The 23,493-nt window shown below is 64.1% G+C and carries 23 protein-coding genes and 1 tRNA gene; 4 read left to right on the top strand and 20 right to left on the bottom strand.

Annotated features, from left to right (window positions below):
* Positions 1-2: 2 nt before the first annotated feature.
* The 19 genes from KH208_RS06690 to hisH all read right to left on the bottom strand — a co-directional run bounded on the left by KH208_RS06690 (position 3) and on the right by hisH (position 20,213).
* The gene (locus tag KH208_RS06690; RefSeq protein ID WP_291434928.1) at positions 3-944 is read right to left on the bottom strand and encodes a glycosyltransferase family A protein; all 942 of its coding nucleotides are present in this window, start codon (positions 942-944) and stop codon (positions 3-5) included.
* 45 nt (positions 945-989) lie between these two features.
* Positions 990-1,979, bottom strand: a complete 990-nt coding sequence (locus tag KH208_RS06695; protein WP_291434930.1) for a glycosyltransferase family 10 — start codon at positions 1,977-1,979, stop codon at positions 990-992.
* A 56-nt stretch (positions 1,980-2,035) separates the two neighbouring features.
* Positions 2,036-3,091, bottom strand: a complete 1,056-nt coding sequence (locus tag KH208_RS06700; RefSeq protein WP_291434932.1) for an FAD:protein FMN transferase — start codon at positions 3,089-3,091, stop codon at positions 2,036-2,038.
* 12 nt (positions 3,092-3,103) lie between these two features.
* The gene (gene rnfB, locus KH208_RS06705) at positions 3,104-4,012 is read right to left on the bottom strand and encodes an RnfABCDGE type electron transport complex subunit B (protein ID WP_291434935.1); all 909 of its coding nucleotides are present in this window, start codon (positions 4,010-4,012) and stop codon (positions 3,104-3,106) included.
* 233 nt (positions 4,013-4,245) lie between these two features.
* Complete coding sequence (locus KH208_RS06710) at positions 4,246-4,821, bottom strand: electron transport complex protein RnfA (protein ID WP_291434937.1); 576 nt, start codon at positions 4,819-4,821, stop codon at positions 4,246-4,248.
* 54 nt (positions 4,822-4,875) lie between these two features.
* Positions 4,876-5,550 (bottom strand): electron transport complex subunit RsxE, encoded by a 675-nt coding sequence (gene rsxE, locus KH208_RS06715; RefSeq protein WP_291434939.1) that lies wholly within the window; start codon positions 5,548-5,550, stop codon positions 4,876-4,878.
* A gap of 185 nt (positions 5,551-5,735) precedes the next feature.
* The gene (gene rnfG / locus KH208_RS06720) at positions 5,736-6,311 is read right to left on the bottom strand and encodes an RnfABCDGE type electron transport complex subunit G (RefSeq protein ID WP_291434941.1); all 576 of its coding nucleotides are present in this window, start codon (positions 6,309-6,311) and stop codon (positions 5,736-5,738) included.
* A 2-nt stretch (positions 6,312-6,313) separates the two neighbouring features.
* The gene (locus tag KH208_RS06725; RefSeq protein WP_291434943.1) at positions 6,314-7,270 is read right to left on the bottom strand and encodes an RnfABCDGE type electron transport complex subunit D; all 957 of its coding nucleotides are present in this window, start codon (positions 7,268-7,270) and stop codon (positions 6,314-6,316) included.
* Entirely contained in the window at positions 7,267-8,547 is a 1,281-nt protein-coding gene (locus KH208_RS06730) for an electron transporter RnfC (RefSeq protein ID WP_291434944.1), read from the bottom strand. Before KH208_RS06730 ends, KH208_RS06725 begins: the two co-directional genes overlap by 4 nt.
* Positions 8,548-8,554: 7 nt before the next feature.
* Positions 8,555-9,355, bottom strand: a complete 801-nt coding sequence (locus KH208_RS06735; RefSeq protein WP_291434945.1) for a cytochrome c3 family protein — start codon at positions 9,353-9,355, stop codon at positions 8,555-8,557.
* A gap of 543 nt (positions 9,356-9,898) precedes the next feature.
* Positions 9,899-11,272, bottom strand: a complete 1,374-nt coding sequence (locus tag KH208_RS06740; protein ID WP_291434947.1) for a sodium:alanine symporter family protein — start codon at positions 11,270-11,272, stop codon at positions 9,899-9,901.
* 439 nt (positions 11,273-11,711) lie between these two features.
* A complete protein-coding gene (locus KH208_RS06745; RefSeq protein WP_291434949.1) occupies positions 11,712-12,464 on the bottom strand; it encodes a hypothetical protein in 753 nt (250 codons plus the stop codon).
* Positions 12,461-14,602 (bottom strand): L,D-transpeptidase family protein, encoded by a 2,142-nt coding sequence (locus KH208_RS06750; protein WP_291434951.1) that lies wholly within the window; start codon positions 14,600-14,602, stop codon positions 12,461-12,463. The genes KH208_RS06745 and KH208_RS06750 overlap by 4 nt, the downstream gene beginning before the upstream one ends.
* 55 nt (positions 14,603-14,657) lie before the next feature.
* Positions 14,658-15,215 (bottom strand): orotate phosphoribosyltransferase, encoded by a 558-nt coding sequence (gene pyrE, locus KH208_RS06755; protein WP_291434953.1) that lies wholly within the window; start codon positions 15,213-15,215, stop codon positions 14,658-14,660.
* Between the two features lie 15 nt (positions 15,216-15,230).
* On the bottom strand, positions 15,231-16,541 hold the full coding sequence (gene purB, locus KH208_RS06760; RefSeq protein WP_291434955.1) for an adenylosuccinate lyase: 1,311 nt from the start codon (positions 16,539-16,541) through the stop codon (positions 15,231-15,233).
* A gap of 264 nt (positions 16,542-16,805) precedes the next feature.
* Positions 16,806-17,198 (bottom strand): FmdB family zinc ribbon protein, encoded by a 393-nt coding sequence (locus tag KH208_RS06765; protein WP_291434958.1) that lies wholly within the window; start codon positions 17,196-17,198, stop codon positions 16,806-16,808.
* Positions 17,199-17,966: 768 nt separating this feature from the next.
* Positions 17,967-18,788, bottom strand: a complete 822-nt coding sequence (locus KH208_RS06770) for a PP-loop family protein (RefSeq protein ID WP_291434961.1) — start codon at positions 18,786-18,788, stop codon at positions 17,967-17,969.
* A 14-nt stretch (positions 18,789-18,802) separates the two neighbouring features.
* Complete coding sequence (gene hisF / locus KH208_RS06775; protein ID WP_291434963.1) at positions 18,803-19,582, bottom strand: imidazole glycerol phosphate synthase subunit HisF; 780 nt, start codon at positions 19,580-19,582, stop codon at positions 18,803-18,805.
* The gene (gene hisH / locus KH208_RS06780) at positions 19,572-20,213 is read right to left on the bottom strand and encodes an imidazole glycerol phosphate synthase subunit HisH (protein WP_291434965.1); all 642 of its coding nucleotides are present in this window, start codon (positions 20,211-20,213) and stop codon (positions 19,572-19,574) included. The genes hisF and hisH overlap by 11 nt, the downstream gene beginning before the upstream one ends.
* Positions 20,214-20,515: 302 nt before the next feature.
* Between hisH and KH208_RS06785 the strand changes: the two genes are divergently transcribed.
* The 4 genes from KH208_RS06785 (at position 20,516) to KH208_RS06800 (ending at position 23,115) form a co-directional block, all read left to right on the top strand.
* Complete coding sequence (locus tag KH208_RS06785; protein WP_291434967.1) at positions 20,516-21,424, top strand: sulfite exporter TauE/SafE family protein; 909 nt, start codon at positions 20,516-20,518, stop codon at positions 21,422-21,424.
* A 41-nt stretch (positions 21,425-21,465) separates the two neighbouring features.
* The gene (gene murI / locus KH208_RS06790) at positions 21,466-22,296 is read left to right on the top strand and encodes a glutamate racemase (RefSeq protein WP_291434969.1); all 831 of its coding nucleotides are present in this window, start codon (positions 21,466-21,468) and stop codon (positions 22,294-22,296) included.
* Between the two features lie 338 nt (positions 22,297-22,634).
* Positions 22,635-22,913, top strand: coding sequence for an HU family DNA-binding protein (locus KH208_RS06795; protein WP_288228963.1), 279 nt, complete (start codon positions 22,635-22,637; stop codon positions 22,911-22,913).
* A gap of 112 nt (positions 22,914-23,025) precedes the next feature.
* A tRNA-Ser gene (locus KH208_RS06800) sits at positions 23,026-23,115 on the top strand.
* Positions 23,116-23,312: 197 nt separating this feature from the next.
* Here KH208_RS06800 and KH208_RS06805 read toward each other — a convergent pair.
* A partial coding sequence (locus KH208_RS06805) for a S24 family peptidase (protein ID WP_291434971.1) occupies positions 23,313-23,493 on the bottom strand: 181 nt, incomplete at its 5' end.

Genomic DNA, 23,493 nt, shown 5'->3' on the forward strand with positions numbered 1-23,493 from the left:
CATCAATCTCTTGTCAGCCCGGCTATGTCCAGGCTGCGGAAAAAAGCGACCGCCTCCTCCTTGTCCGGAGCCAGGGAAAGGATTTTTCCCGCAAAAAAAAGAAGATAACGCCGCATGGCCGGGTCATCCCCAAAGGATAAGGCCCAGGCGCGCCAAAGCTTGTCCAGCCAGGCCAGCAACGGCATTGCGCCCGCGCGGGCGCAATGCGTTTTAAGCGGAGCGTAGACCAGGCCCGCGTGCAGGGCGGCCTCGGCGGCGTCGGCCTCCAGGCCCAGATGGGGGAAGACGTGCCCCAGCAGAGCCCGCACATGCCAACGCGGCACAAAGGGGCGACGGACATAGCGGTAGTGCAGCAGCACTTCCGGCAGATTGGCGGCGCGCTGGCCCGCGCCCAGCAGCAGATCGCCCCAGAAGGCGAAATCCTCGGCGCGTTCCAGGGCCGGATCATAGCGCAGACCATGGGCGCGCGGCACGTCCAGGCGCAGCAGGCTGCAACCGTTGACAACGGACGTGCCGAAGACCGTGGCCGCGCGGATGTCCTCCGGAGTCCGGGGAAAGCGCTCCAGAGCCGTGGACTGGTGAAAGTATTGCAGCCAGCCGCCGCACACGGCCACGTCCGGGTGGCTTTCCAGAAAGGCCAGTTGCTTTTCCAGACGCCGGGGCACGGCGATGTCGTCGGCGTCCATCCAGGCCAGATACGCGCCGCGCGCGTTCTCCAGCGCCACATTGCGCGCCGCTGCCCGGCCCTGGTTGGTTTCCAGGCGGATCAGGCGGATGCGCGCGTCCGCGCGGTCCGCAACGCGTTGCGCGGTATCATCCGTGGAACCGTCGTCCACCACCAGCAGCTCGAAATCCCGGCAGGTCTGGCCCAGAATGGAATCCAGCGCCTCCCCGATATACGGGGCGGCGTTATGGGCGGGCATAGCGACGGTGATTTGCGGCACGCTCAATTCCCCTGGAAAATGTGTTCCCCGGCCCGGAGCAAAGATTCAAGTCCGGGCCCGGCGGCCGTACAAGGCGGCAACGGCCTGCCGGTCCGTGCCGTACAGGCTTTCGGGCCGCGCCAACATGGGCAGGCGTTGGATGCCGGGCGGCGCGTCGCGGATCAGCGCGGCCGTCCTGGCAAAGGCATTGGTGCCTTGCAGGCACCAGGCACGGCAGCGGGCAAGGGCCTCCCGCCGCTCTTCCCAGAGCGGGCGGTCCAGGCATTGCGCGATGCGGGCCAGATTGCCCTCCTCGTCGTCCGGGTCAAGCGCCACAAAACCATCCGGCAGGCCGCAGGCCGTCGCCAGATTGGGCGCGCCCAGATAGAGGGGCAGCGCCCAGCCGATCCAGGCGTCCGCCAGCTTTTCCGTCCAGAAATTGTCGATGTAGTTGTTTTCCAGCACCAGATGGTACTTATACGGGGCGATAGCCGTGGCCTTGTCGGACATGGGACGAAAACCCCGCCCGAAAACATCCAGATCGTCCCCCAGGATAGCTTTTACGCGCTGGACGAAACGGATGCGCCGTCGTTGCGCTTCCGTGGCTGTTTTGGTGGAGCAGATAACTGAAAGTTTTTTGGACTTGGACGGCACGGGCAGGTTTTTGATGTCGCCGAGGCGGCGCAAGGCCGGAGATACGGGCATATCGGGCCCCGTGACGACCCCGTAGTGCCAGTTCAGGCAGGGATTTTCCAGAAGCAGGGCGCGGGACTCCACGCCCCGGAACGCGTAGGGGGAAATGACAGTGCCGAACTGGCCCAGGTAGGAACGCGGATAACGCTTGATTTCCGGCGGCTCGGTGACGAAGAGCACACGCCGCCCACGCGGAACGCGGGTGGCCGCGCCTGCGGGCGGCTCGTCAAAGACCACCAGCCATGGAGCGCTGCCGTCCTTGTCCTCCAGGACAAAGCGCACGTCCCCCATGCGGCCCGATCCGTCTTCCGTCTGGCGCAGCCAAGGCCAAGCCGCATGCACGGTGCAGAAAAAACAATCCATCACCCGCTTTTCTTACACTCGGAAGGACGGGTCGGGCAAGCGCCCTCGGACAGCCTCTATGCCGCCCGCCCCTGCCAGCGACCGGACACCTGCGCCAGCCCGTCCCGGCGCAGCAGACAGCAGGCGCAGCCGGGCAGGGCGTCGGCCAGAGCCAGAGCTTCGCGCGGCGGCATGACCGACAGGGCCGTGGCCAGGGCATCGGCCATGAGCCCATCGGGCGCGGTCACGGTCACGCCGGCCAAGGCCGGACTCTGACCGGTGGCCGGGCTGACCAGATGGCTGTGGCTTTGCGCGGCGTCGTAAAAAACCTCATAGCCGCCGGATGTGGCAATGGCCCCGCCCGCGGGCAACTCCACCACCTGGGGATACTCGCCCCGCTTTTGCGGATCTTCCACGGCCACGCGCCAGGGCGCGTCCGGAGCTTTGCGGCCGCGCGCCACCATGTCGCCGCCGGCATCGACCAGGTGATCCGGGCAACCGGCGGCCGCGAGTTCGCGCGACATGGCTTCGGCAATATGGCCCTTGGCAATGCCGTCCAGGGTCAGCCCCATGCCGGAACGCGCAAAGCGCAAAGCCTTGCCGCTCGCCTCCAGATGTTCCGCGCCCACCAGTTCCAGGGCTTCGCGCAACTCGCCTTCAGCCAGACGCAGGCTGCCTGTGGGGTTGCGGTGGGCGTCCAACAGGCGCAGCAGGGGCAGTACGGTCACATCAAAGGCGCCGCCCGTCAGGCGGCCCACGCGCGCGGCGCGTTGCAGCAGCGCGTTCAGCTCCGGCGGCGCGTCGGGCAACGCGCCGTGAGCATTGAGCGCGCCCACCGGCGACGAGGCGTCAAAACGGGTGAATACGTCCGCCATGCGGCGGCCCAGGGCGAACGCCCGGGCCATGCCTTCCTCGGCCCGGCCCGGCTCGGCCTGAGCCACGCTGATGCTGACCATGGTGCCCATGAACAGGCTGGTCTGCCGCAACGGCTCCGCAGGCGCGCCGCCCGGCAACAGCCCGCCGGCCCTGGCGGCCAGCGGCAGCAAGGCGGGCGTCAGGGCAGCGGCGGTGAAAACCCCGCCGCTCAGCAGCGCGGCCCGCAGAAAGTGACGGCGACTGTAAATGGACGGCATGCTGCCTCCCTCTCAGGCTTGGGGTTGGGGCCGGGATTGGTCCGAAGCGGCGGTTTCGGGCGCGGGCGGCCTTGCGGCCTTGTCGTCCGCGTCCGCAACGGCCCGGAGCGCAACGGGGTTCCGGGTGGAACGCAGAATATGGCGCGGGCAGGTGCTCACGCAGGCCTCTTCGCAGATGGGGCCGTAAGAAAGGCAGAGAAGATGGTCAATGACAATGCGGTTGTCCTCCAGGCGCACGGCCTTGGCCGGACAGGTCTTGATACACTTGCCGCACTTGATGCAGCCCACGTCGCAGACATCCATGACCGCGCGCAGCTTGTCCCTGGTGTTGCAGTAGACCGCCACGCGCCCCCGCTGGGGCGTCAGCTCCAGAATGCCGCGCGGACAGGCGGCCACGCACACGCCGCAGCCCGTACACTTGCTCCGGTCCACGCATACCAGGCCGTCGCGCACTTCCATGGCCCCGAAGGGGCAGACCTGCACGCAATCGCCGAATCCCAGACAGGAATAGACGCAGACATCCGTGCCCCCGCGCATCAGAGCCGCTGCGGCGCAGGAAGGCATGCCCTGATACTGGTAGCGCGGAGCCACCTTGCCGGCCAGCTTGTCGCAACGCCGCAAGGCATACAGGGGCTCGGCCTCGGCCACGGTCTTGCCCGTGAGCTCGCCTACGGCGATGCTGGTGGCCGCGCCGCCGGCGCAGCATTTGTTCGCCGGCACCGAAGGGTCGTTGACCACCGCCGTGGCATAGCCCTCGCAGCCCGCAAAACCGCAACCGCCGCAGTTGGCTCCGGGCAGGGCCTCCACCACGGCCTCCACTCTGGGGTCCTCTTTGACGTAAAAGACACGCGAAGCCACGGCCAGGATGACCGAAGCCGCGAGTCCCAGGGCGAACAGGGTCATAATGGATACAAAGACCATAACGGCAACCTCGGCTAACGTAACAACAACGCAAAAACTTCCAGAGCATTTGATACTTGAACTACTCTAACTATCAGATAAGACTTTTCTTTCTACCCGCAACGCTCTCTATGGGCGCTCCGTCAAGTTCGTTCGTCGGCAAGGAAAGCACGCGTTGCGCGACGGGAGTGCATCAAAACATGCATGACCGGCGCGCGACGCCTGACGCCGCCGGGGGCAAAAGACGCCTCTTCTCAATGGCCCATGCCCTTAAAGCCCATGAACGCCAGCGACATCAGCCCGGCCATGACCAGGGCGATGGGCGTTCCGGCCATAGCCTTGGGCAGACGGCAGGTGTCCAGCCGCTCGCGGATACCGGCCATGAGCAGCAGGGCCAGCGTAAAGCCCACACTATAGGCCGCGCCCCAGATCACGGATTCCAGCAGGCCGAAGCCTTCGCGCTGCACCAGGATGGCCACGCCCATGACCGCGCAGTTGGTGGTGATCAGCGGCAGAAAAATGCCCAGGGCCGCATAGAGCGGCGGCACGGCTTTTTTCAGGAACATTTCCACGAACTGCACCAGGGCGGCGATGACCACGATGAACACAATGGTCTGCAGGTAGCCGAGATCATAAGGGTCCAGCACATAGCGCTGCATGAGCCAGGTGCAGAACGTGGCCACGATGATGACGAAAATCACGGCCCCGCCCATGCCCAGAGCCACGCCCTTTTCCTTGGAGCAGCCCAGATAGGGACAATTGCCCAGATACTGCGCCAACACGATGTTGTTGACGAAGATGGCGGAAATAAAGATCGCAAAAATTTCCATGCGCCGCTCCTTTCAAAAATCCGCGATGATCCGGGCAGAGGGCCTGAGGCGGCCCTAGCCCTCGCGAGCCGCCATATTGCAGGCCTGACAGGCGCCGCAGCCTTCGGTCAGGGGCTGGGGCTCACGGCCCTTGCGCCGGGCCTGCCAGAAGTTGATCAGATTCATACCGGCCAGGATCAGCCCCAGGCAGATGAACGCGCCCGGCGCCTTGACCATGATCCGGAAGGGTTCAAAGCCGTCCCACATGACGGCATGGCCGAACCAGGTGCCGTTGCCCCAGATTTCCCGCAGCGAACCCAGGAAGGTCAGGGACAGGGTGTAGCCGATGCCGATGCCCAGGCCGTCGGCCACCGAGGCGGCCACGCCGTTCTTGGCGGCAAAGGCTTCGGCCCGGCCCAGAATGATGCAGTTGACCACAATCAGGGGCACGAAGATGCCCAGGCGCTGGTAGAGCGGATAGGCATAGGCCTGCATGAGCAGTTCCACGGCCACCACCAGCGAGGCCGCGATGACGATGAAGCAGGCGATGCGCACCTTCTTGGGAATGATGCTGCGCACCATGGAAATGAGCATATTGGAGAGCACCAGCACGAAAATAACCGCCAGGCCCATGCCCAGGCCGTTGTCCGCCGAATTGGTCACGGCCAGGGTGGGACAAAGCCCCAGCACCAGACGGAAGGGCGGCAATTCTTTCCAGAGCCCCTTGGTGAATTCCTGCATGACGGTCATGACTGCCTCCTTGCGGCAAAATCAGCGTGACGCGCTTCCCGGTCCGGCGTTGCCGCTCCAGTGCCTAATTTTTCAAATCAGACACACAAAATCCGTAGGGTGTTGCGGCGGCGTAAGCACAGCAAAAATGCGTTTTTTGCTGTGTGATCTTCACGCCGAACCGACAGGTAAGCCGTGACATTTCACTAGTTGGACCAGGCCTTGAGAATTTCCGGTTTGAGCCGACTGTAGACCTGGACCGCCTTGTTCACGGCCGTTACCACGCCGCCGGAGGAAATGGTGGCCCCGGAGACCCCGTCAATGGCGCCTCCCTGGGAGGCGAGCGCCACGGGCGTCCGCGCCCCGGCGAACTGTCCGGAAAAGGCCTGTTCCGTCACCCGCATGCCCAGGCCCGGCGTTTCCTTGAGCGTGGTGATGCCGATGCCCGCCAGGGTGTCGTTGTCCACATTGAAGCCCACCATGACGCCGATCTCGCCGCCGTAACCCTTGCCCTGCTCTTCCAGGGCCACGCCCACCAGCTTGCCGTCGCGCAGAGCCGGGAACACCGTGACCGAGCCGTGGTCCAGCGGGAATTTGCGTCGGTCCGCAATGGGGGAATTCTGACTGTGGGCAAAAACCCGCGCCAGAGCCGGACCCTGTACGTAGGTCAGCACCTGTTCCTCAATGCGCGGGGCCGTGACCATCTTGAGATAGGACAGAGCAAAGCCCGACAGCCCGCACAGCACCGAAAGCACCACTACCATTCGCAACATGCCGATCATGACTAACGCGCTCCAAAAGGTTTGGGACGGATCAGATCCAGGAAGGGAGTCAGCAGATTGACCAGCAAAATGGCAAAGGGCGTGCCGTCCGCGTAGATGCCGTATTTACGGATGACGATGGTCAGCGTGCCGCCCATCAGGCCGTAAATGAACATGGGCAGCGGCCTGGACGGGGCGTTGGCCGTCTCCGTGGCCAGAAAGAAGCCGCCCAGCATCACCGAGCCGGTGCAGAGATGGAAAAAGGGCGAGGCGTCCACGGCCGGGTCCAGCATATTATAGAGGGCCGCCAGCCCGACCACGCCGAGAAAGAATCCCAGGGAAATCTGCCAGCGGATGATACCGCGCGCCGCCAGGAAGGAACCGCCCAGGAACAGCGCGCCCACCTGGGTCGCGCCCAGGCCGCCGATCTGTTCGCCCAGCAGCAGGTCCGTGAAGGGAATGGACTCCGCCGCCGCGGAGCCGAAATACTTGAGCCGGATCAGCGGGTCCGCGAAATCCGTGGCGAGCTGCATGGCGTTGGGATCCATGAGCAGGGGAAAAGACACGAACAGCACGGCCCAGCCCACCAGGGGCGTGTTCACCGGATTGGCGCCCAGCCCGCCGAAGGCCATTTTGCCCAGGGTCATGGCGATGAACGCGCCCAGCATGACCAGCCACCAGGGCGCGGCGGCGGGCAGCAGGAAGGCCAGCAGCAGGCCGGAATTGACCGCCGTGAAGTCGTCCACCGAAAGTTCGCGGCCCATGGCTTTCTGACAAAGCGCCTCGGTGAGCACGGAAGTGGCCACGCACAGGGCCATGACCCGCGCCGCGGGCAGACCCCAGTTCCATATGGACATGATGATCGCCGGGGCGAGGCCCGCCAGCATATACAGGCTGGTCTGGCGGATGGTGCGCCCGCAATGCCAGTAAGGCGGGGCGCTCATGGCCAGAAGCACGGGCGTGGCGGCTGCGGACATCATTCACCTCCCTGTTTGGCGGCGGCCCCGTCGCTGAAGGGCGGCGTCACGGGCCGTAATTCCTGAAGTTTGGCCGCGGCGTCGGCCTGGGCCAGCTTATGCTTGGACAGGCGGATGTATTGCAGCACGGGCCGCCGGGCGATGCAGACATAACCGCACAGCCCGCATTCCAGGCAGCATTCGATATGCTCGGCGCGGTTGCGCTCGTGCAGGGCGAATTCGGCATAACGGCTGAGGAAGCCGGGGCTCAGGCGGGCCGGGCAGATCAGCGTGCAGGCGCCGCAGTTGATACAGGGGCTGTGCCCCTCCATGGGCGGAATGGTGCCCGCCTCCACCACAAAGACGCCGGTGGAACCCTTGGTCACGCTGCGGTCCAGCTTGTCTAGGCTTTCGCCGCGCAACGGGCCGCCGCGCACCAGGGTGTCGCCGTTTTTCAGCTCGATGTTGGCGAACTCCAGCAGTTCGCCGATGGTGCTGCCCTCTTTGACGATGTAATTGCCCGAATGCTCGAAGCTGCCGATGGTCACCACGGTTTCGATGAGCGGCAGGCCGGTGCGGGCCACCCGGCCCAGGCTCCAGACATTATGCAGGCCCACGATGCCCACGCCCTCGGGATTTTCCTTGCCGGTGACGGCCTTGATCACCAGGGCATTGATGCTGGCCGGATACTGGGACGGCACGGCCGCCACCTCAATATCGTGGTGGTGCAGACGCATTTCCTTGGGCACGGCCAGCAGAATTTTTTCCGCCGGGGAAAGGCGGCGCAGCACTTCCAGACCGGCCTTGAGGTTGTCCAGGTGGGTGAGCAGCATGGGCTCGGCCCAGGTCACGCCCGGGTCCGGATTCAAGCCGTTGATGATCAGGGTCTTGCAGTCCTGACCCAGGGAACGGGTGTTCAGGCCCAGGCTTTTGAGAATCAGGCCCAGTTCCGCGCCGCGCTCCGGCAGGGAAAGCAGATCCAGCTTGTCCCTTTCCACGGCTTCGGCGGCCAGGCGCTGTTCCTCGTTGGGCTCCACGGCCTCCACAAAGATGCTGCGCTCGTTTATCTCGCAAATGCGGCCGAAAATGGGCGAAAAGGCGTCGCCCTTGAGCGGCGAGGGATGCACGGCCAGGCGCATGCGCGGATGGACCAGGGTTTTCTTGGTCACCCCTTCCACCAGTTTGAAGCCTTCGCGGTTCAGGCGCACCAGGCGCGGCTCGGGCCCGGTGCTGAAGCGTTGCGTCACCCCGTACAGCAGGTGAAAACGGGGGTCGTTCAACATCTGGAATAACTCTTTCATCCCCGCCTCACTTGCTGGTATGGCACTGCGCGCACTGTTGCTTGCCGTAGGGGCCCTTCTTCAGCTTTTCGTGGCAGCCCATGCACAGCTTGTGATAGGCGTCCATGCGGCCGGGGATGAGCTTTTCCGCGGGCAGACCGTGACAGACGGCGCAATTGGTAAACATGGGATTGAGCTTGACCAGGCCCTGCTTGGGCAGGATGTCGCGCACGGCCGTCTGGCTGTGACATTGGACGCAGCCCTTGGCCTTGGCGGCGAACATCTCCTCGTGGCAGGTCACGCAACGGGCGTGCACGGCGTCGGCCAGATCGGGCGGCGTGCCCTTTTCGGCCTTTTGGCCCGTGGGCGCGCCGGAGTCGTGGCAGTCCGCGCAATTCTGCGGCTCAGGCTCGATGTCGGTATTCTTGTGGTGGCATTCGCGGCAGTCCACCCCGTATTCTTCCTGATGCTTCTTGTGCCCCCACTTCTTGGCCCCGAGCTCATAGTGGTGACAGGTGGCGCAGGAAGCATTGTCGTTGAAGGCCGCCACATGATTTTTTCTGAAGGCCGCGTCGAACGACACGCCGTGACAGGATTCGCAACGCTGCACGTTTTCCCGTTTGACCGGACTTTCATGGTGGCACTTCTGACAGGGGATTTTCTGCTGAAAGGCATGGTCCGCATGCTGAAAAACCACCGGTCCGCCGGCATTGTCCAGCAGGACGCGCTGGGGCACGGCCTCGCGCGGCTCCGGCAGTACATAGCCCACCACGGCCGCCACCGCCAGAACGGCTGTCAACAACGCTATGGGAAGATAACGCTTTTGCAACGCTGCACCCCTTCAGTAAGAACAGTTGCGCGACGCGGAACCGCGTACCGCTCCGCGCGGAGCGGCCGGACGCAAGGCCGTTCCGCCCCGAAAACCGGACAATCTTCCGCCGCCGGCCCGGAGCAGCATGGACCCGCTTCAGCCGTTACCGCACTGCGGTTGGCGACTGAAGGCGGCCCTGCTTGAAGTTGGCTGCAACTTCAAAGCGAACCCGCTCACGGTCATTGCGACGCAACAGTGAAACCATATTGTGGTGAGACTTCTTTGGACTTTATAGCAAAGTTTTTCCCTTTTGGGAAGGCATGTTACACAAATTCATGCTGCTCCATTTTTCACGAGCCGCGCCATGTAAAACAAAAGCCGCGCGATTGGCCGCGTCACAAATTGTTTGTTTATTCAATGAATATACAAAAAAACGTTCCCCAGACCTTGCGGAAGATGGAAACAAAAACGGCAGGCCCGGCATATCAGAATGTCCGGGCCTGAACTGTGCACCGGCTGGCGGCTAGGCCGCCAGCCGGTGCCTCACAAACGTGAATTGCTCTACAGGACGAAACGCGGATCCTTCTTGACTTCCTCGCGCACGATCTTGAACAGCACGGGGCTGAGCAGGATGATGCCGATAATGTTGGGGAAGGCCATCAGGGCGTTGCCGATGTCGGCCAGCAGCCAGACCAGGTCCAGGGCCAGAACGGCACCCAAAGCCACGGCGCAGACATAGATGACGCGGAACGGCTTCTGGGCCTTGTCGCCGAAGAGGTAAATGACGCAACGCTCGCCGTAGACGCACCAGCCCAGGGCGGTGGTAAAGGCGAAAAGCGTAAGGCAGAAGGTCACGCCGTATTCGCCGAAGCCGGGCAGGTTGTACTGGAAGGCCGCTGCGGTCAACACCCCGCCGCCCATGCCGGAACTCCAGAGAGGCTGACCGGCGGGATCCAGGGACACCAGGATCACGAAGCCGGTCATGCTGCACACGATGATGGTGTCAATGAACACGTCCAGCATGCCGATGGAGGCCTGCACCAGGGGGGATTCGGCCGTGGAAGCGGCGTGGGCCATGGGAGCGGAACCGAGGCCGGCTTCATTGGAGAAAACGCCGCGGGCCATGCCCATGCGGATAGCCATCATCACAGAAGCGCCCACAAAGCCGCCCTGGGCCGCCGTGGGCGTGAAGGCGTCGGAAACCACCCACCAGAAAACAAAGGGCACGCGGTCGATGTTCATGAAGATGATGATCAGGCACATGACGATATAAATCACGGCCATGAAGGGCACCAGCTTGCCAGCCACCGCGCCCACGCGCTTGACGCCGCCGACGAGCACGATGCCCGCGAAGAAAAGCAGGCCCAGCGCTGTGCCCCATTCCGGCACGTGCACGGTCTTGGCCAGATTCACGCTGATGGAGTTGGCCTGGACCATGGCCCCGATGCCGAAGCAGGCTATCATGCCGAACACGGCAAAGGACGTGGCCAGCCAGATATAGTTTTTGCCCAGGCCGTTCTTGATGAAGTACATGGCCCCACCCACCCAGTTGCCGGCCGGGGTCTTTTCACGGAAGTGCACGGAGAGCAGCACTTCCGAAAATTTGGTCATCATGCCCACCAGGGCGGTCACCCACATCCAGAACAGCGCGCCCGGCCCGCCGAGCGCGATGGCCGTGGCCACGCCCACGATATTGCCGGTGCCGATATCCGCCGCCAAGGCGGTCATCAGGGCGTTCCAGGGTGAAACTTCACCGTGTTCGGACTGATGCTTGCGGCCTTCCCACAAGCATTTGTAAGCCCTGACCCAGTTCCGGAAAGAGAAAAACCGCAGGCTGACAGTCAGGTACAGGCCCGTGCCCACCAGCAGGACCAGCATGATCGGACCCCAGACCACGTTGCTGACCTCTTGCAAAAAACCATACAATGCTTCCATCGCCACCTCCGCATGTTCACAATTCCAGCGCCGGCCCGTGGACCGGCATCGTTCCCGCAGAGAACGCCCCTCACACGTTTTATGGAATAGGACGAGGATACACCGGAAAAAAGAAAAGAGGCAAGCGCTTTTTACTATTGAGTGTTCGATCAATGGAGTGCAACCGCGGAGCAGGCTGATTGTCATACCACAAGGCATGCACGCAAAAAAGCTACACCGCGCTTGCCTGAAAGAAGCGGGACGGCGGGGAGTTGCGGAATACAGCACGGCCCAAAGGCAGCCGTAACAGAGGGGGATTTTGTCTTTCGGCGGAATCCGAAGAGTGTGACAGTAAAATGCCCGGCCACGGACTACAGTGCAACAGGCGGGTTTCCGGAAAGGCCTGTCGGAATACGGCCTGCCGCAGACAGAAGGCGAAAGAACAAGTTAGAAACAGCGCCTAATGCTCCACGGCGAAAATATTGCGGTAGGCCACAGCCTGATCCTGGCTTTTGACCTCCAGGATGACCTGGGCGTTGACCAGGCTCAGGCGTTCGGGCAGGCGGGCCACCATGACCGTGCGTTTGAAACGGCTGATGCGGAAATTGCCCACGTCGTCCGGGTCAAAAGAAAGCGTATGTTTCTGGCCGTCCGCCGTCACCAGGGTCGCCAGCACCGTGCCGGAAGCCAGTCTCTGAGCATCGGCATTGCGCAGATCCAGGGCGATGCGCAGCTTGCCGCCGCGCAAGGCGCGGGCCTGTACGTTGCCCACCTTCACATAACCCGTGTCGATGGCCGGAAATTCCTCATGGCCCGGCCCTTCGCCCATGGCCGGAACGCCTTCGGGAGCCGGGACGGCCTCTCCGCCGGAGCTCTGGGGCGGCGTTTCGGCCTGCTCGGCACTGGCCAGTTTGCGCAAGACCAGTTCCCGGCCCTGCACGCCTTCCTCGCGCAGCAGTTCCTCCAGGTTTTCCAGCCGCTCGGCTGTGGCCTGGGCGGCCTGGTAATCGCTTTCAAAGCGCAGCACATTTTCACGCAGGGCCTTGTTTTCCTGCCAGAGCCGCCAGGTCTGCCAGCCCAGCGCGCCGCAAACCAGCGGCAGACAGGCGAAAAAAGCCAGCATCAGGAAAAAACGGCCCCGGCGCACGCGGAAGCTGCGCCGGGGGCCGTTGTCACGCATAAAGATGATGCAGAGCCGCTCCTGATATCTCAAGGCAGAGTCCTCTGCGCACTCCGGCGGGATGCCGCGGCGTTCTGTCCGGCCGGAGCGGCCGGGGCCCGGGCGGCCCAATCCTCGCGCTGGATGCGCCAGTTTTTACCGTCAAAACGCATCAACAAGGTCTTTGTGCCCCGGTCGTTGTGGCCCGCGCTGTCCGCATACACCTGACTCATGTCCGCGCGGATGCCGCGCTTGTCCATGACCAGGCGAAGACCGGAAAGCTGCACCAGGGTGGGTTTGACCCGCGCCCAGAGGGTTTCCTTCTGACGGCGGATGTTCTTGGCCCCCCAACGGCCCTGCTGCACGGCGTCGTCAGCGTAAAAGGCCATGTAGTCGTCCAGGCGGCCCGCCTCCCAGGCCTTGCGCCAGGATTCCAGGTCCGCGCTGACGGCGGCGCTGACATCCTCCAGATAATCGGCGGCCAGTCCCAGCTCAGCGGGCTTGAATTCCGATCCCACAATGCGGAAGCTCCCGTCCGCCTCCCTGCGCCACCAGAAGGTACGCACGCCCTGCTCCGTACCGTTGGGACCGGCCACAAGCTGTTCGCTCCGGGTCACGGCCAACGGCCCCTGAATCTCAAGAACCGGCGCGCGGCTGATCAGGCTCAGCCAGGGGGCGCGGAACCGCCGCTCCAACTCGCGCCGCACGCTGTTGTAGGAATGCCCGCGCGGCACGCCGGGCAGACGGTTGTACTGCTGCTGATCGTACAGAGCGGCGATATCGGCGGAACGCGCGGCAAAGGCCTTGTTCCAGGCTTGCACGGCCTTTTCCAGCGCGGCGCGCGTCTCCGGCGTCAGGGCCGGAGCCTCCGGCAGGGGGGCGGCAGGGGCCGGGGCTTCGGGCTGCGCGGCGGAGGTTGCCGCCTCTTCGGGGGTAACGGGCGCGGGTGGCGCCGGTGCCGTGGGGACAGCCGGGGCCTCGGGAGCAGCGGGAATTACGGGGTCAGAGGGAACCGGAGCGGGCGCGATGGCGGGGGATTCCGCCCGGGCGGCATCCATGCCCGGCTTGGCGCCCCAGTTGACTTCAGCGGGCGGCGGCGCGGGAGCGCGGCGGGGAATCAGGGGTTCGCTGACGGCCAGCAGCTTTTCAGCCACGGCCGCCGGAGGCGCGGCAGGCCCGGTTTTTTCGTCCGGGGCTTCGGGCATGTCCAGGCGCGGCGGCAGGGGCGCTTCGGAAGAAGCATCCGTGGCCACGGGCACGGTCGCGGCCACCAGGCGGCCCTTCTGGAAATCGGCGCGCATGCCCACATCGCGCGGGGTCCATTCCATGCCCACAATGCGAAATTTTTTGTCCTTGCCGCGCTGCCAGTACAAACGGCGCACGCCTTCGGTGGAGAGATTGGAGGCGGTGTAAAACTGCTCGGCCCAGGTCACCCAATAGCCCGGCCCTTCCAGGGCATGGATCTCACGATTGTAGATCTTGACGAAGCCGAGCATCTTGAACAGGCGTTCCTTGTTCTGACGGAAAGCCGAGAAGTTCTCGGTGGCTTTGGAGTAGGATTCGGGATCGTAATAGTCGAACATCTTGCGCGAACGCGCGGCCCAGGCATTGCTCCAGGCCTGCATCAGACGGCGCAGCTCGCGCGCCGTGCCGTTGTCCGGCTGGGGAACCTTGCTTTCGTCCAGTTGCTCGGCCAGCACCACGGCCGTGCCGGGCGTGAGCTGCGGGCCCACCGTGTCGATTTCTTTCAGGCCGATAGCCACGCAGCCGCGCGTGGGCACCAGACCGAAGCCCTTGCTGTGAATCCAGATGCCGTGCCCGGTCTTGCCGCGCAGCCGGTCCACCGGGTTGGGATAGTTGAGGGTATAGGCGATGCCCCCGTATTCCTTGAAATCCAGGCCGCTGGCGATTTTGTATTCCACAAAATAGATGCCCTCGGGCGTGCGCAGGTCGTTGAGCTGCTGCTTGTCGCCCGCCAATTGGCCCGTAACGCAGGGAAAGGAATATTTGAGTTTGAGAGGGCTTTTTTTCTCGAAAAAAAGGAAGGCGCGGCGATTTTTGTCCACCGCCACCAGATGAGAGGGCAGGCCTTCATTATAGAGGTTGGCCTGCCAGTTGTCGGCGCGGGCCGGAGCGGCCGTTACAACGGCGAACGCCAAGGACAACGCCAGTCCCGCCAGCAACCTGGACATGGACGCGCGAAGAGACGCCGCAGCAGCGACGCGGCAGGGAAGCCCGGCTCCGGCCTCAGCGGGCCAGATCCACCAGCTCCTTGCGTGTGAAAAGCGCCAGCAGGTCATAGCCCGCCTCTTGCAGCTTTTCACGCCCCCCCTCCTCTCTGTCCAGGATGGCGCAGACGGCGGCAATGGACAAACCGGCCGCACGCACCCGGTCACAGGCCTTGAGCAGCGAACCGCCTGTGGTGACCACATCCTCCAGCATGGCGACGGAATCGCCGGCGCTGAAATTGCCCAGCCCTTCCACAAACTGTCCGGTGCCGTGCCCCTTGGCCTCCTTGCGCACCAGCAGCCCGTGCAGCGGCCGCCCCTGCTCATGCGAAATAACCGTGGTGGCGGAAACCAGCGGGTCCGCGCCCATGGTCATGCCGCCCACGCCCTTGATGTCCAGCCCCTTGAGCATGTCGTTGAACAATGTGCCGATGAGCCAGGCCCCTTCGGCATGCAGGGCCGTGACCCGGCAGTCAAAATAATAATCGCTCCTGCGGCCCGAAGCCAGCACAAAATCCCCCTCGCGGTAGGATTTTTCCACCAGCAGACGGGCCAGACGGCGCTTGAGTTCCAGCATGGCGTTGCTCCCGGCTCAGTTTTCCGCCGCATCGGCGCTGAAGACGCGCGTGAAAATGGCGTCCTCGTGTTGCAGATAGTAGGCGGGGTCGAACAGCTCTGCCAGGGCGGCCTCGCCCAGACGGGCGCGCATGTCCGCATTCTCCCGCACCAGGTCCGGGAAGGGCCGACGGGTTTCCCAGCTCTGCATGGCAAGGCGCTGCACGGCCTCATAGGCCTGCTGGCGGGGCAGCCCGGCGGCGATCAGGGCCGTAAGCACCCGCTGCGAGAAATACAGGCCGAAGGAGCGCTCCATATTTTCACGCATGCGCTCGGGTTTGACCACCAGGCCGGACAGCAGACGGGCCAGGCGGGTCAGCACGTAATCGGCCAGAATGGTGGAATCGGGCATGATCACCCGCTCCACCGAGGAATGGCTGATGTCGCGCTCATGCCAGAGAGCCTGGTCTTCCAGGGCCGCCAGGGCGTTGGAGCGCAGCAGGCGCGAAAGGCCGCTCATGTTTTCGGCGGAAATGGGATTCTTTTTGTGCGGCATGGCCGAAGAGCCCTTCTGGCCCTTGGCGAACCCTTCTTCCACTTCCAGCACTTCGGTGCGCTGGAGGTGGCGCAGCTCCACGCAGAGCCGCTCCACGCCCCCGGCCATGATCGCCAGGGAAGTGAAAAAATGGGCGTAGCGGTCGCGCTGGATGATCTGGGTGGAGTGCGGGTCCACCTTGAGGCCCAGGCGGCTGAGGGCTTTCTGCTCCAGCTCCGGCGAAAGGAAGGCATACGTGCCCACCGCGCCGGAGATTTTGCCCACGCGCACGCTTTCCAGGCCCGCTTCCACCCGTTTGAGATGGCGCGCGAATTCCGCGTAAAAACCGGCCATTTTCAGGCCGAAGCTGGTGGGCTCGGCGTGGATGCCGTGGGTGCGGCCCATGCAGAGCACGCCCTTGTGACGGCGGGCCAGGTCTTCCAAAGTTTCCAGCAGGGCGCGCAGATCCTTGAGAATCAATTCCCCGGCCTGGACCAGCAAGAGGGCGTTGGCCGTGTCCACGATATCGGACGAGGTGCAGCCCAGGTGAATGAAGCGGGCCTCGGGCCCCACTTTTTCCTCCAGGGAAGTCAGAAAGGCGATGACGTCGTGGCGCGTGGTTTCCTCAATGGCCAGGATGCGCTCCACATCGATGTCCGCCTTGTCGCGGATCGCCTTTACAGCTTCCGCCGGGACGCGTCCCAGCTCGGCCCAGGCCTCGCACACGGCCACTTCCACCGCGAGCCAGGCCCGATAGCGGTTTTCCAGGGTCCAGATCCGACCCATTTCCGGCCGGGTGTAGCGTTCGATCATGGTTTCCCCTTTAGAAATCTTGCGCTTAAGATTGCCGCGCGCCGCCTGAAGCATTCAGCGCTTGAAATGCTCCAACGCCTCGCGCCGCGAATTTTCCCGAAAAAACCGCACAAAGCGCGGTTGCCGTCGCAACCGCCCTGGTATCTGATTGCAAAATTTCGAGCATGGGATGCTCTCAATTTTCGCTGGTTCACGGCAGCTGCGCCACCGCGGCACCCTACGGATTTTGTGTGCCCAACCTTCAAATAGACGCCGGGTTCCGGGTTATGAAGCCGCCGCGCCGCTCTTGGGTTTGGCGGCCCTGGACGGAGGCGTGGCTTTGGCGACGGGTTTTTCCGCCGGGGCGCTCTTTTCCGCGGTTGCGGGAGCTGCCTCGGCCTTGTCGGTTTTGGCCGCCTCCGCGGGCTTGGCCTCTCCGGCGGGCGTGTCGGAAGCGGAACCCGCCGGGGCGCCGCCGTCCTCAGAAATGCCCTTGCGGTAGCCGTAGTCGCTCACATACCAGCCGCCGCCCTTGAGCACAAAGGACGTCTGCGAAATAATCCGGGGCGAAGGCGTGCCGCAGTCGGGACAGGGCTCCTGCCCGTGCGCGTCCGACGCCTTGACCCACTCTTCAAACACACGCTGACATTTGGGACATTGATATTCGTAAATAGGCATGATGACGCCGATGACGGCCTGTTCCACCGTAATGGAACAACCGCCGGATTGGAGTGACGCGCCCCTCCAGACCGGACGCGAAGGTCCGCGGGGCAACCGCCGCCGCGCTGCCTTGCAACTCACCGCTACAGCAGATACGGCTTTTCCGCCGTCCGTCAAGAGGCGAAGGCCCTGTCAGCGCGGGACCCGCCGCGATGGACGGCCGAAAAGTCAACCCGGCGCACACGACCCCAAGATCTAGCTGCAAAAATTTCGAACATAGTCATGCTCTCAGCTTTCACAGGATCGTCAGCGGAAAAACGTGTTTTTTCGCTGGCTCACGGCGGCTACGCCGCCGCAAAACTCCACGGGTTTGTGTGTCTAATTTTCAAATTAGGCACCGGGCACGCGAAACGGTGCAGACCGGACGGCATACCGGCTGTCGGCGCTGCGGCAAGCCGTTCCATCGGCAAAGCAAAGGGCTTGCTGTTAAGGAACATGCCCTTGCGGCATTCGCCCCACGAAAAGACGCTGCCCCGCGCCACCGGCGGGCAAAGCCCGAAACGTCAAAACGCTTAGGCTTTGGCCGCGGCCTTGGCTTCGCGCGCGCGCAGCTTCAGGCGCTCGGCGCGGCGTTGACGGCGACGATCCAGTTCTTTTTTCCGTTCGATTTTCTTATGTGCCATGATAGTTCCTCCAGATGAATCCATATGATTAAGCGTTTATTCATAGACCTTTTCAATTGCAAAGTCCAGCCCCGGCCCCGATTCCGCCGCCATAGCCCGTGCATTACCCGTCAAAAAAACCGCTGACCTTGTCCGTCAGGCGGATCTCGCAGGGAGCGAAACCGTGCGCGGCCAGAACGGCTTCCGCCAAAGACCGCGCATTGCCGGGCAGGCGCGTGACCTGAAGCAGGGGAGCGGGGGTGAGGCGCAGACGGAAGTCGCCCAAAACCGGCGCACTGTCCGACATACCGCCCGGCGCATGCCCAGGCGCGGGCAATTGCGCCAGGGCTGATTCGGCCAGCGCCAGCCGCGCCAGGGTTCCGGCATCCGGGGAAAGCCCGTAGGCCAGACGGGTCAGCAGGCAGGGGCGGGCCTTCTGCTCCGGCCTGTCCAGCCCCGTGGACGCGGCCAGGGCGCGGATGGTTTCCTTGGACAGCCCGGCTTCGGCCAGGGGCGAACGCACCCCGGCTTCAGCCAGAGCCCGCAGCCCGGGCCGGAAGGCGCGCAGATCGTCGGCATTGCTGCCGTCGCAGAGCAGGCGGCGGCTTTTGTCGCGCTCGCCTCCTCTCTCCCGCAAGGCCGCGCGCAGGGCCGTGATAAGTCCTTTTTTACAGCCGTAACAGCGCCCCCGGCTGTTGGCCGCTACCTCCGGCAGCGCCAGCGGGTCGAAATCCACCAGAAGCAGGGGCAGGGCGTTCTCCCGCGCCCATTGCGCGGCCTGCGCGCTCTCTTCCGGCGGAATGTGCGGCCCGCGCGCGTGCAAAGCCAGCACGTCGCAACCGCAGAGCCGGGCAGCACGGCAGAGAAAACGGCTGTCCAGGCCGCCGGAAAAGGCCACGGCCAGCGGCGGCAGACCGCGCAGGGCCGCGGCAAAGGCTTCGGGCAAGTTTGGGGCTCCGGCTACCACGTCAGCCGTACTCTGGCTCCCCGGGCGGCCATATCTTCCTTGCACCGGCGGATGCTGTACTCCCCGAAATGCACGATGGAGGCAATCAGGGCCGCCGACGCGCCTCCCTCGCTCACGGCTTCGTACATATGCCGGGGTTCGCCCGCGCCGCCCGAGGCGATGACAGGAATGGACACGGCCTCCACAATGGCGCGGATCAGCTTGAGTTCATAGCCGTCCTTGGTGCCGTCCGCGTCGATGGAATTGACGCAGAGCTCGCCCGCGCCCAGTTCCTGACAGCGCCGGGCCCAGGCCACGGCGTCCAGCCCCATGCGGGTGCGGCCGCCGTGAATCACGATCTCATAGCCCGAAGGGATGGTCTCGCTCACGGGCACGGCCAGCACGTCCATGCCCACCACAATGGCCTGGGAGCCGAAGGCCTCCGCGCCCTCGCTGATGATGTGGGGGTTCTTCACCGCCGCAGAATTCACCGAAACTTTTTCCGCTCCGGCCAGGAGCACGGCGCGCATGTCCGCCACAGTGGCGATGCCGCCGCCCACGCTGAAGGGAATGAAGATTTGCTCGGCCACCCGCTCCACCACATCCAGAAAGATGCCGCGCGCCTCGGCCGAGGCCGTGATGTCGTAAAAAACGATTTCGTCGGCCCCTTCCTCATAATAACGCCGGGCGCTTTCCACCGGGTCGCCGATGTCCTGGTTGCCCGCGAACTTCACGCCCTTGGTCAGCCGCCCGCTGCGCACGTCCAGGCAGGGAATCACCCGTTTACTGAGCATGGCGCGCCTCCCGGCAGTATTCGTAAAAATTGCGCAGCAGGGCCAGGCCGGGCCGTCCGCTTTTTTCCGGATGGAACTGCGCGGCCCAGAGCCCGCCGCGGCCGTAGAGGGAGCAGAACTCCCGGCCGTAAACCGTGGTGGCGATGACAAGGGCGGGGTCCGGCTCCACATAATAGCCGTGCACGAAATAGAATTCCGCCGTGGGCTCCACGCCCGCCAGCAGGCGGCAGGGCGCTGCCGCGCGCAGGCTGTTCCAGCCCATGTGCGGCACGGGCGCGGGGCTGCCGTCCTCCTGCCGGAGATTGTCCTCGAAACGGCGGCAGACGCCGGGCACCAGGCCCAGGGTGGGCATGTCGTTTTCCTCGCTGCGCTCCAGCAGGATCTGGCAGCCCAGGCAGACGCCCAGCAGAGGCTGGTTCACGGCCACGGCACGGCGCAGGGCCGCGTCCAGCCCGGCCTCGTTCAGGGCCCGCATGGCCTGCCCGGCAGCGCCCACGCCGGGAAAAATGATGCCTTGCGCGCTTTCCAGCAGGGCCGGGTCCGCCGTGACGGCGCAGGGAATGCCCAGATGTTCCAGGGCGCGGCGGACGCTCGTCTGATTGCCCGCCTTGTAGTCCAGAATCGCCAGCATATGTGTTCCTTGGTTGCGGTGCCGCCCGCGCGGGAGCACGGGTCTGCGCGCCGAATATAGCCGGTTCGGGAACGGCAGGCAATGCGGGGTGGAGCAAGGGGGATGACATTTTTTATAATCACGCTTATGATAAAAACCGTGATTATTAACGTCCATATTCCCAGTCATGTTCGGACAGGCTCAACATTTTGCCCATGAGCTGATACGTTCCTGGCCATCGCATCCAGACGGCGGGCGCCGCAGTCGTCGGAGCAATGACGTCCACGCCGGGATTCACACGCCCAACCCCACGGGAGGCGGCCATGTATTTTCCCACCGCCGGTATTGAATGTTCCCCCTTTGTTCCTTTTGCCGTGGCACTGGTTGTTTCCTTTTTCACCTCCATGGGCGGCGTTTCCGGCGCGTTTCTGCTGTTGCCGTTCCAGATGAGCGTGCTGGGTTACGTCAACCCCAGCGTCAGCGCCACCAACCAGTTTTTCAACGTGCTGGCCTGCCCCGCCGGGGTCTGGCGCTACCGGCGCGAAGGCCGTCTGCTCTGGCCCCTGACCCTGGTGGTGGCTCTGGGCACCCTGCCCGGCGTGTTCGCCGGAGCGCTCATCCGCATCAATCTGCTGCCTGATCCCCGCCACTTTAAAATTTTCGCGGGCCTGGTGCTGCTGTACGTGGCCGGGAAAATGCTGCGCGACCTGCTGTCGCGGCGGCGAAATCCTTCCGGCGGCACCGGCCCGGCCACAGGCCCGGCAGCGCGGCGGACAGGCGGCAGTTGCCAGGTTCTGTCCTGGAACACCCGTATGCTGGCTTTTCGCTTTCAGGACCAGGAATACCGCATCTCCTGCCGGGGCATTGTGCTGCTCAGCCTGATCGTCGGCCTGGTGGGCGGCGTGTACGGCATCGGCGGCGGCGCCATCATGGCGCCCTTTCTGGTTTCCTTTTTCGGGCTGCCGGTTCATGCCGTGGCCGGGGCCTCGCTTTTCGCCACCTTTCTGACCTCCGTGGCCGGAGTCGGCTTTTACAGCCTGCTGGCCCCGCTCCATCCCGGCCTGGCCGTGGCCCCGGACTGGCGGCTGGGCCTCCTGCTGGGCCTGGGCGGCATGGCGGGCATGTATCTGGGCGCGCGCTGCCAGAAGCACGTCCCGGCCACCGCCCTGAAATATCTGCTGGCGGGCATTTTGCTCTTTACAGCGGCCCGCTATCTGGGCCAAGCTCTCTGAGTTTCGCGGCACGACCGCCGCTGCAAAGGACGATCACGATCATGAAGGATACTTCGCTGCTGCCCGTGGCCCTGTTTGATTCAGGCGTGGGCGGCCTTACCGTGCTCAAGGCCCTGGCCGACCGCCTGCCCGGCGAGGATTTGCTCTATCTGGGAGATACGGCCCGGCTGCCGTACGGCACCAAAGGCCGGGAGACCATCATCCGCTATACCTTGCTGGCCGCCCGGAAGCTGGTGGACAGAGGTGCGAAAATGCTGGTGGTGGCCTGCAATACCGCCACGGCGGCAGCCCTGCCCGCCCTGCGCGAGCATTTCGCGCCCCTGCCCGTGGTGGGCGTGGTGGAACCCGGCGCGCGGGCCGCGGCCCGGACCAGCCGCAACGGCGAAATCGTGGTCATCGCCACAGAGGCCACCATCACCGGCGGCGCATATCAACAGGCTATCACGCGCATCCGGCCCGAAGCCCATGTGCGGGGCCGGGCCTGTACCCTGTTCGTGCCCATGGCCGAGGAAGGCTGGATGGACGGTCCCCTGGTGGAGGGCATTGCCCGGCGCTATCTGGAGGATATGTTCACCCCGGCGGTCACCGCGCCGCGCCCGGATACCCTGCTGCTGGGCTGCACGCATTTTCCGCTGTTGCAGGAGGCCCTGCAAAACGTGGTGGGTCCGCAGGTGCGCATTGTGGATTCAGCGGCCACCACGGCCGAGAGCGTGGAGGAAGAACTGACACGCCTGAACCTGCTGCGCGCGGACGGCCATACCGGCGTCCGCCGTTTTATGACCACGGACAATCGGGAGCGTTTTGCCCGCACGGGCGGCCACTTTCTGGGCGGCCCGTTGAAAAGTGCGGATGTTGAGCTTGTTGATCTGTAATTTTTTCAGCCTGTTATTGTATCTCTCGGCTGAGTCGCCGAAAACGCCGCAGTCGCGCGCGCAGGAAGGCATCCGCCGGGAAAACAAGAGCGGCCGGGCGATCCCGCGCTTTTTCTGTTGACATGCCCCCAGGCATTACTTAGAGAAAGCAAAGTTATGGTCGTTGGCGCCAGGCCGGCGGCCAGATACGGAAATCCCAGGGCGCGCGCCGTGCCTGTCGCTGAGCAACAACGCACTGACCCCAGAGTTCCGCAAGGCGGCCTCCAAAATCCGCAGTGCGGGCCGTCTGGTCTGACTTGGCACAAACGGGGCAACCCGAAAATCCTGTACGGAGAAACATCATGACTAAAGCTGAGCTTGTTGAAAAAATCCACGCCAAGGCCGGCCTGCCCACCAAAGCTAAAGCCGAGGAAGCCCTGGACGCCGTGGTGGCCTCACTGCGTGAAGCTCTCGCCGCCGGCGAATCCGTGACCTTTACCGGCTTCGGCAGCTTCAAGGTTGTGGCGCGCGCCGCGCGTAAGGGCCGTAACCCCCGCACCGGCAAAGAAATCACCATCCCCGCCAGCAAAGTTGCCAAATTCACGCCCGGCAAGGGCCTGAAAGACGCCATTAAGTAAGGCACGCTGTCTACGGATTTTCGGCGGCGCCTTTATTCCAGAAGGAACGGGGCGCCGCCTTTGCGTTCAGCCTGTCCGCGCCCATGCGGGGCGGCAGTGCTTACGTTTACACGGAAGGGTGGCAGAGCGGTTTAATGCGGCGGTCTTGAAAACCGTTGATGCCGTGAGGCATCCGGGGGTTCAAATCCCTCCCCTTCCGCCATGCGGCATATAAAAACGCCACGCTGCCGGGACGAAAGACCGGCGACGCGGCGTCTTTTTTTTCGTTTCATTGCCGACTTCCCACCTTCTCACCCGGCCCCCTGCACGGCGCATGTCAGGCCCCGCCTACGCCGCCACCCGTCAATAAAAGCGGATTGGCCTCCGCTCTTATAGCGGCGGTTATTGCGTGCATGCCGTTTATATTTCCTGCATGACCCAGGCCAGCCGCCCGAGAATCAATTCCGTCCGGGCAAACCGGATCCGACGATCCGGATACACTGGATTCTCGGCACATAAGCGGAAATAATCCTCCTCCCAGAGCAGTCGGCGCAGGACGATCTCCCCGTGGGGAAGGGTGATGGCGAACAGTTCGCCGCTC

Origin of the sequence: Desulfovibrio sp. (assembly GCF_018379785.1) — a bacterium.
Lineage (GTDB): Bacteria > Desulfobacterota > Desulfovibrionia > Desulfovibrionales > Desulfovibrionaceae > Desulfovibrio.

What these genes read in the sequence shown, in the direction of transcription:
- KH208_RS06695 (WP_291434930.1), bottom strand. Translation starts at nt 1,979, where the DNA reads ATGGATTGTTTTTTCTGCACCGTGCATGCGGCTTGGCCTTGGCTGCGC.
- KH208_RS06700 (WP_291434932.1), bottom strand. Translation starts at nt 3,091, where the DNA reads ATGCCGTCCATTTACAGTCGCCGTCACTTTCTGCGGGCCGCGCTGCTG.
- rnfB (WP_291434935.1), bottom strand. Translation starts at nt 4,012, where the DNA reads ATGGTCTTTGTATCCATTATGACCCTGTTCGCCCTGGGACTCGCGGCT.
- KH208_RS06710 (WP_291434937.1), bottom strand. Translation starts at nt 4,821, where the DNA reads ATGGAAATTTTTGCGATCTTTATTTCCGCCATCTTCGTCAACAACATC.
- rsxE (WP_291434939.1), bottom strand. Translation starts at nt 5,550, where the DNA reads ATGACCGTCATGCAGGAATTCACCAAGGGGCTCTGGAAAGAATTGCCG.
- rnfG (WP_291434941.1), bottom strand. Translation starts at nt 6,311, where the DNA reads ATGATCGGCATGTTGCGAATGGTAGTGGTGCTTTCGGTGCTGTGCGGG.
- KH208_RS06725 (WP_291434943.1), bottom strand. Translation starts at nt 7,270, where the DNA reads ATGATGTCCGCAGCCGCCACGCCCGTGCTTCTGGCCATGAGCGCCCCG.
- KH208_RS06730 (WP_291434944.1), bottom strand. Translation starts at nt 8,547, where the DNA reads ATGAAAGAGTTATTCCAGATGTTGAACGACCCCCGTTTTCACCTGCTG.
- KH208_RS06740 (WP_291434947.1), bottom strand. Translation starts at nt 11,272, where the DNA reads ATGGAAGCATTGTATGGTTTTTTGCAAGAGGTCAGCAACGTGGTCTGG.
- KH208_RS06750 (WP_291434951.1), bottom strand. Translation starts at nt 14,602, where the DNA reads ATGTCCAGGTTGCTGGCGGGACTGGCGTTGTCCTTGGCGTTCGCCGTT.
- pyrE (WP_291434953.1), bottom strand. Translation starts at nt 15,215, where the DNA reads ATGCTGGAACTCAAGCGCCGTCTGGCCCGTCTGCTGGTGGAAAAATCC.
- purB (WP_291434955.1), bottom strand. Translation starts at nt 16,541, where the DNA reads ATGATCGAACGCTACACCCGGCCGGAAATGGGTCGGATCTGGACCCTG.
- KH208_RS06765 (WP_291434958.1), bottom strand. Translation starts at nt 17,198, where the DNA reads ATGCCTATTTACGAATATCAATGTCCCAAATGTCAGCGTGTGTTTGAA.
- hisF (WP_291434963.1), bottom strand. Translation starts at nt 19,582, where the DNA reads ATGCTCAGTAAACGGGTGATTCCCTGCCTGGACGTGCGCAGCGGGCGG.
- hisH (WP_291434965.1), bottom strand. Translation starts at nt 20,213, where the DNA reads ATGCTGGCGATTCTGGACTACAAGGCGGGCAATCAGACGAGCGTCCGC.
- KH208_RS06785 (WP_291434967.1), top strand. Translation starts at nt 20,516, where the DNA reads ATGTATTTTCCCACCGCCGGTATTGAATGTTCCCCCTTTGTTCCTTTT.
- murI (WP_291434969.1), top strand. Translation starts at nt 21,466, where the DNA reads ATGAAGGATACTTCGCTGCTGCCCGTGGCCCTGTTTGATTCAGGCGTG.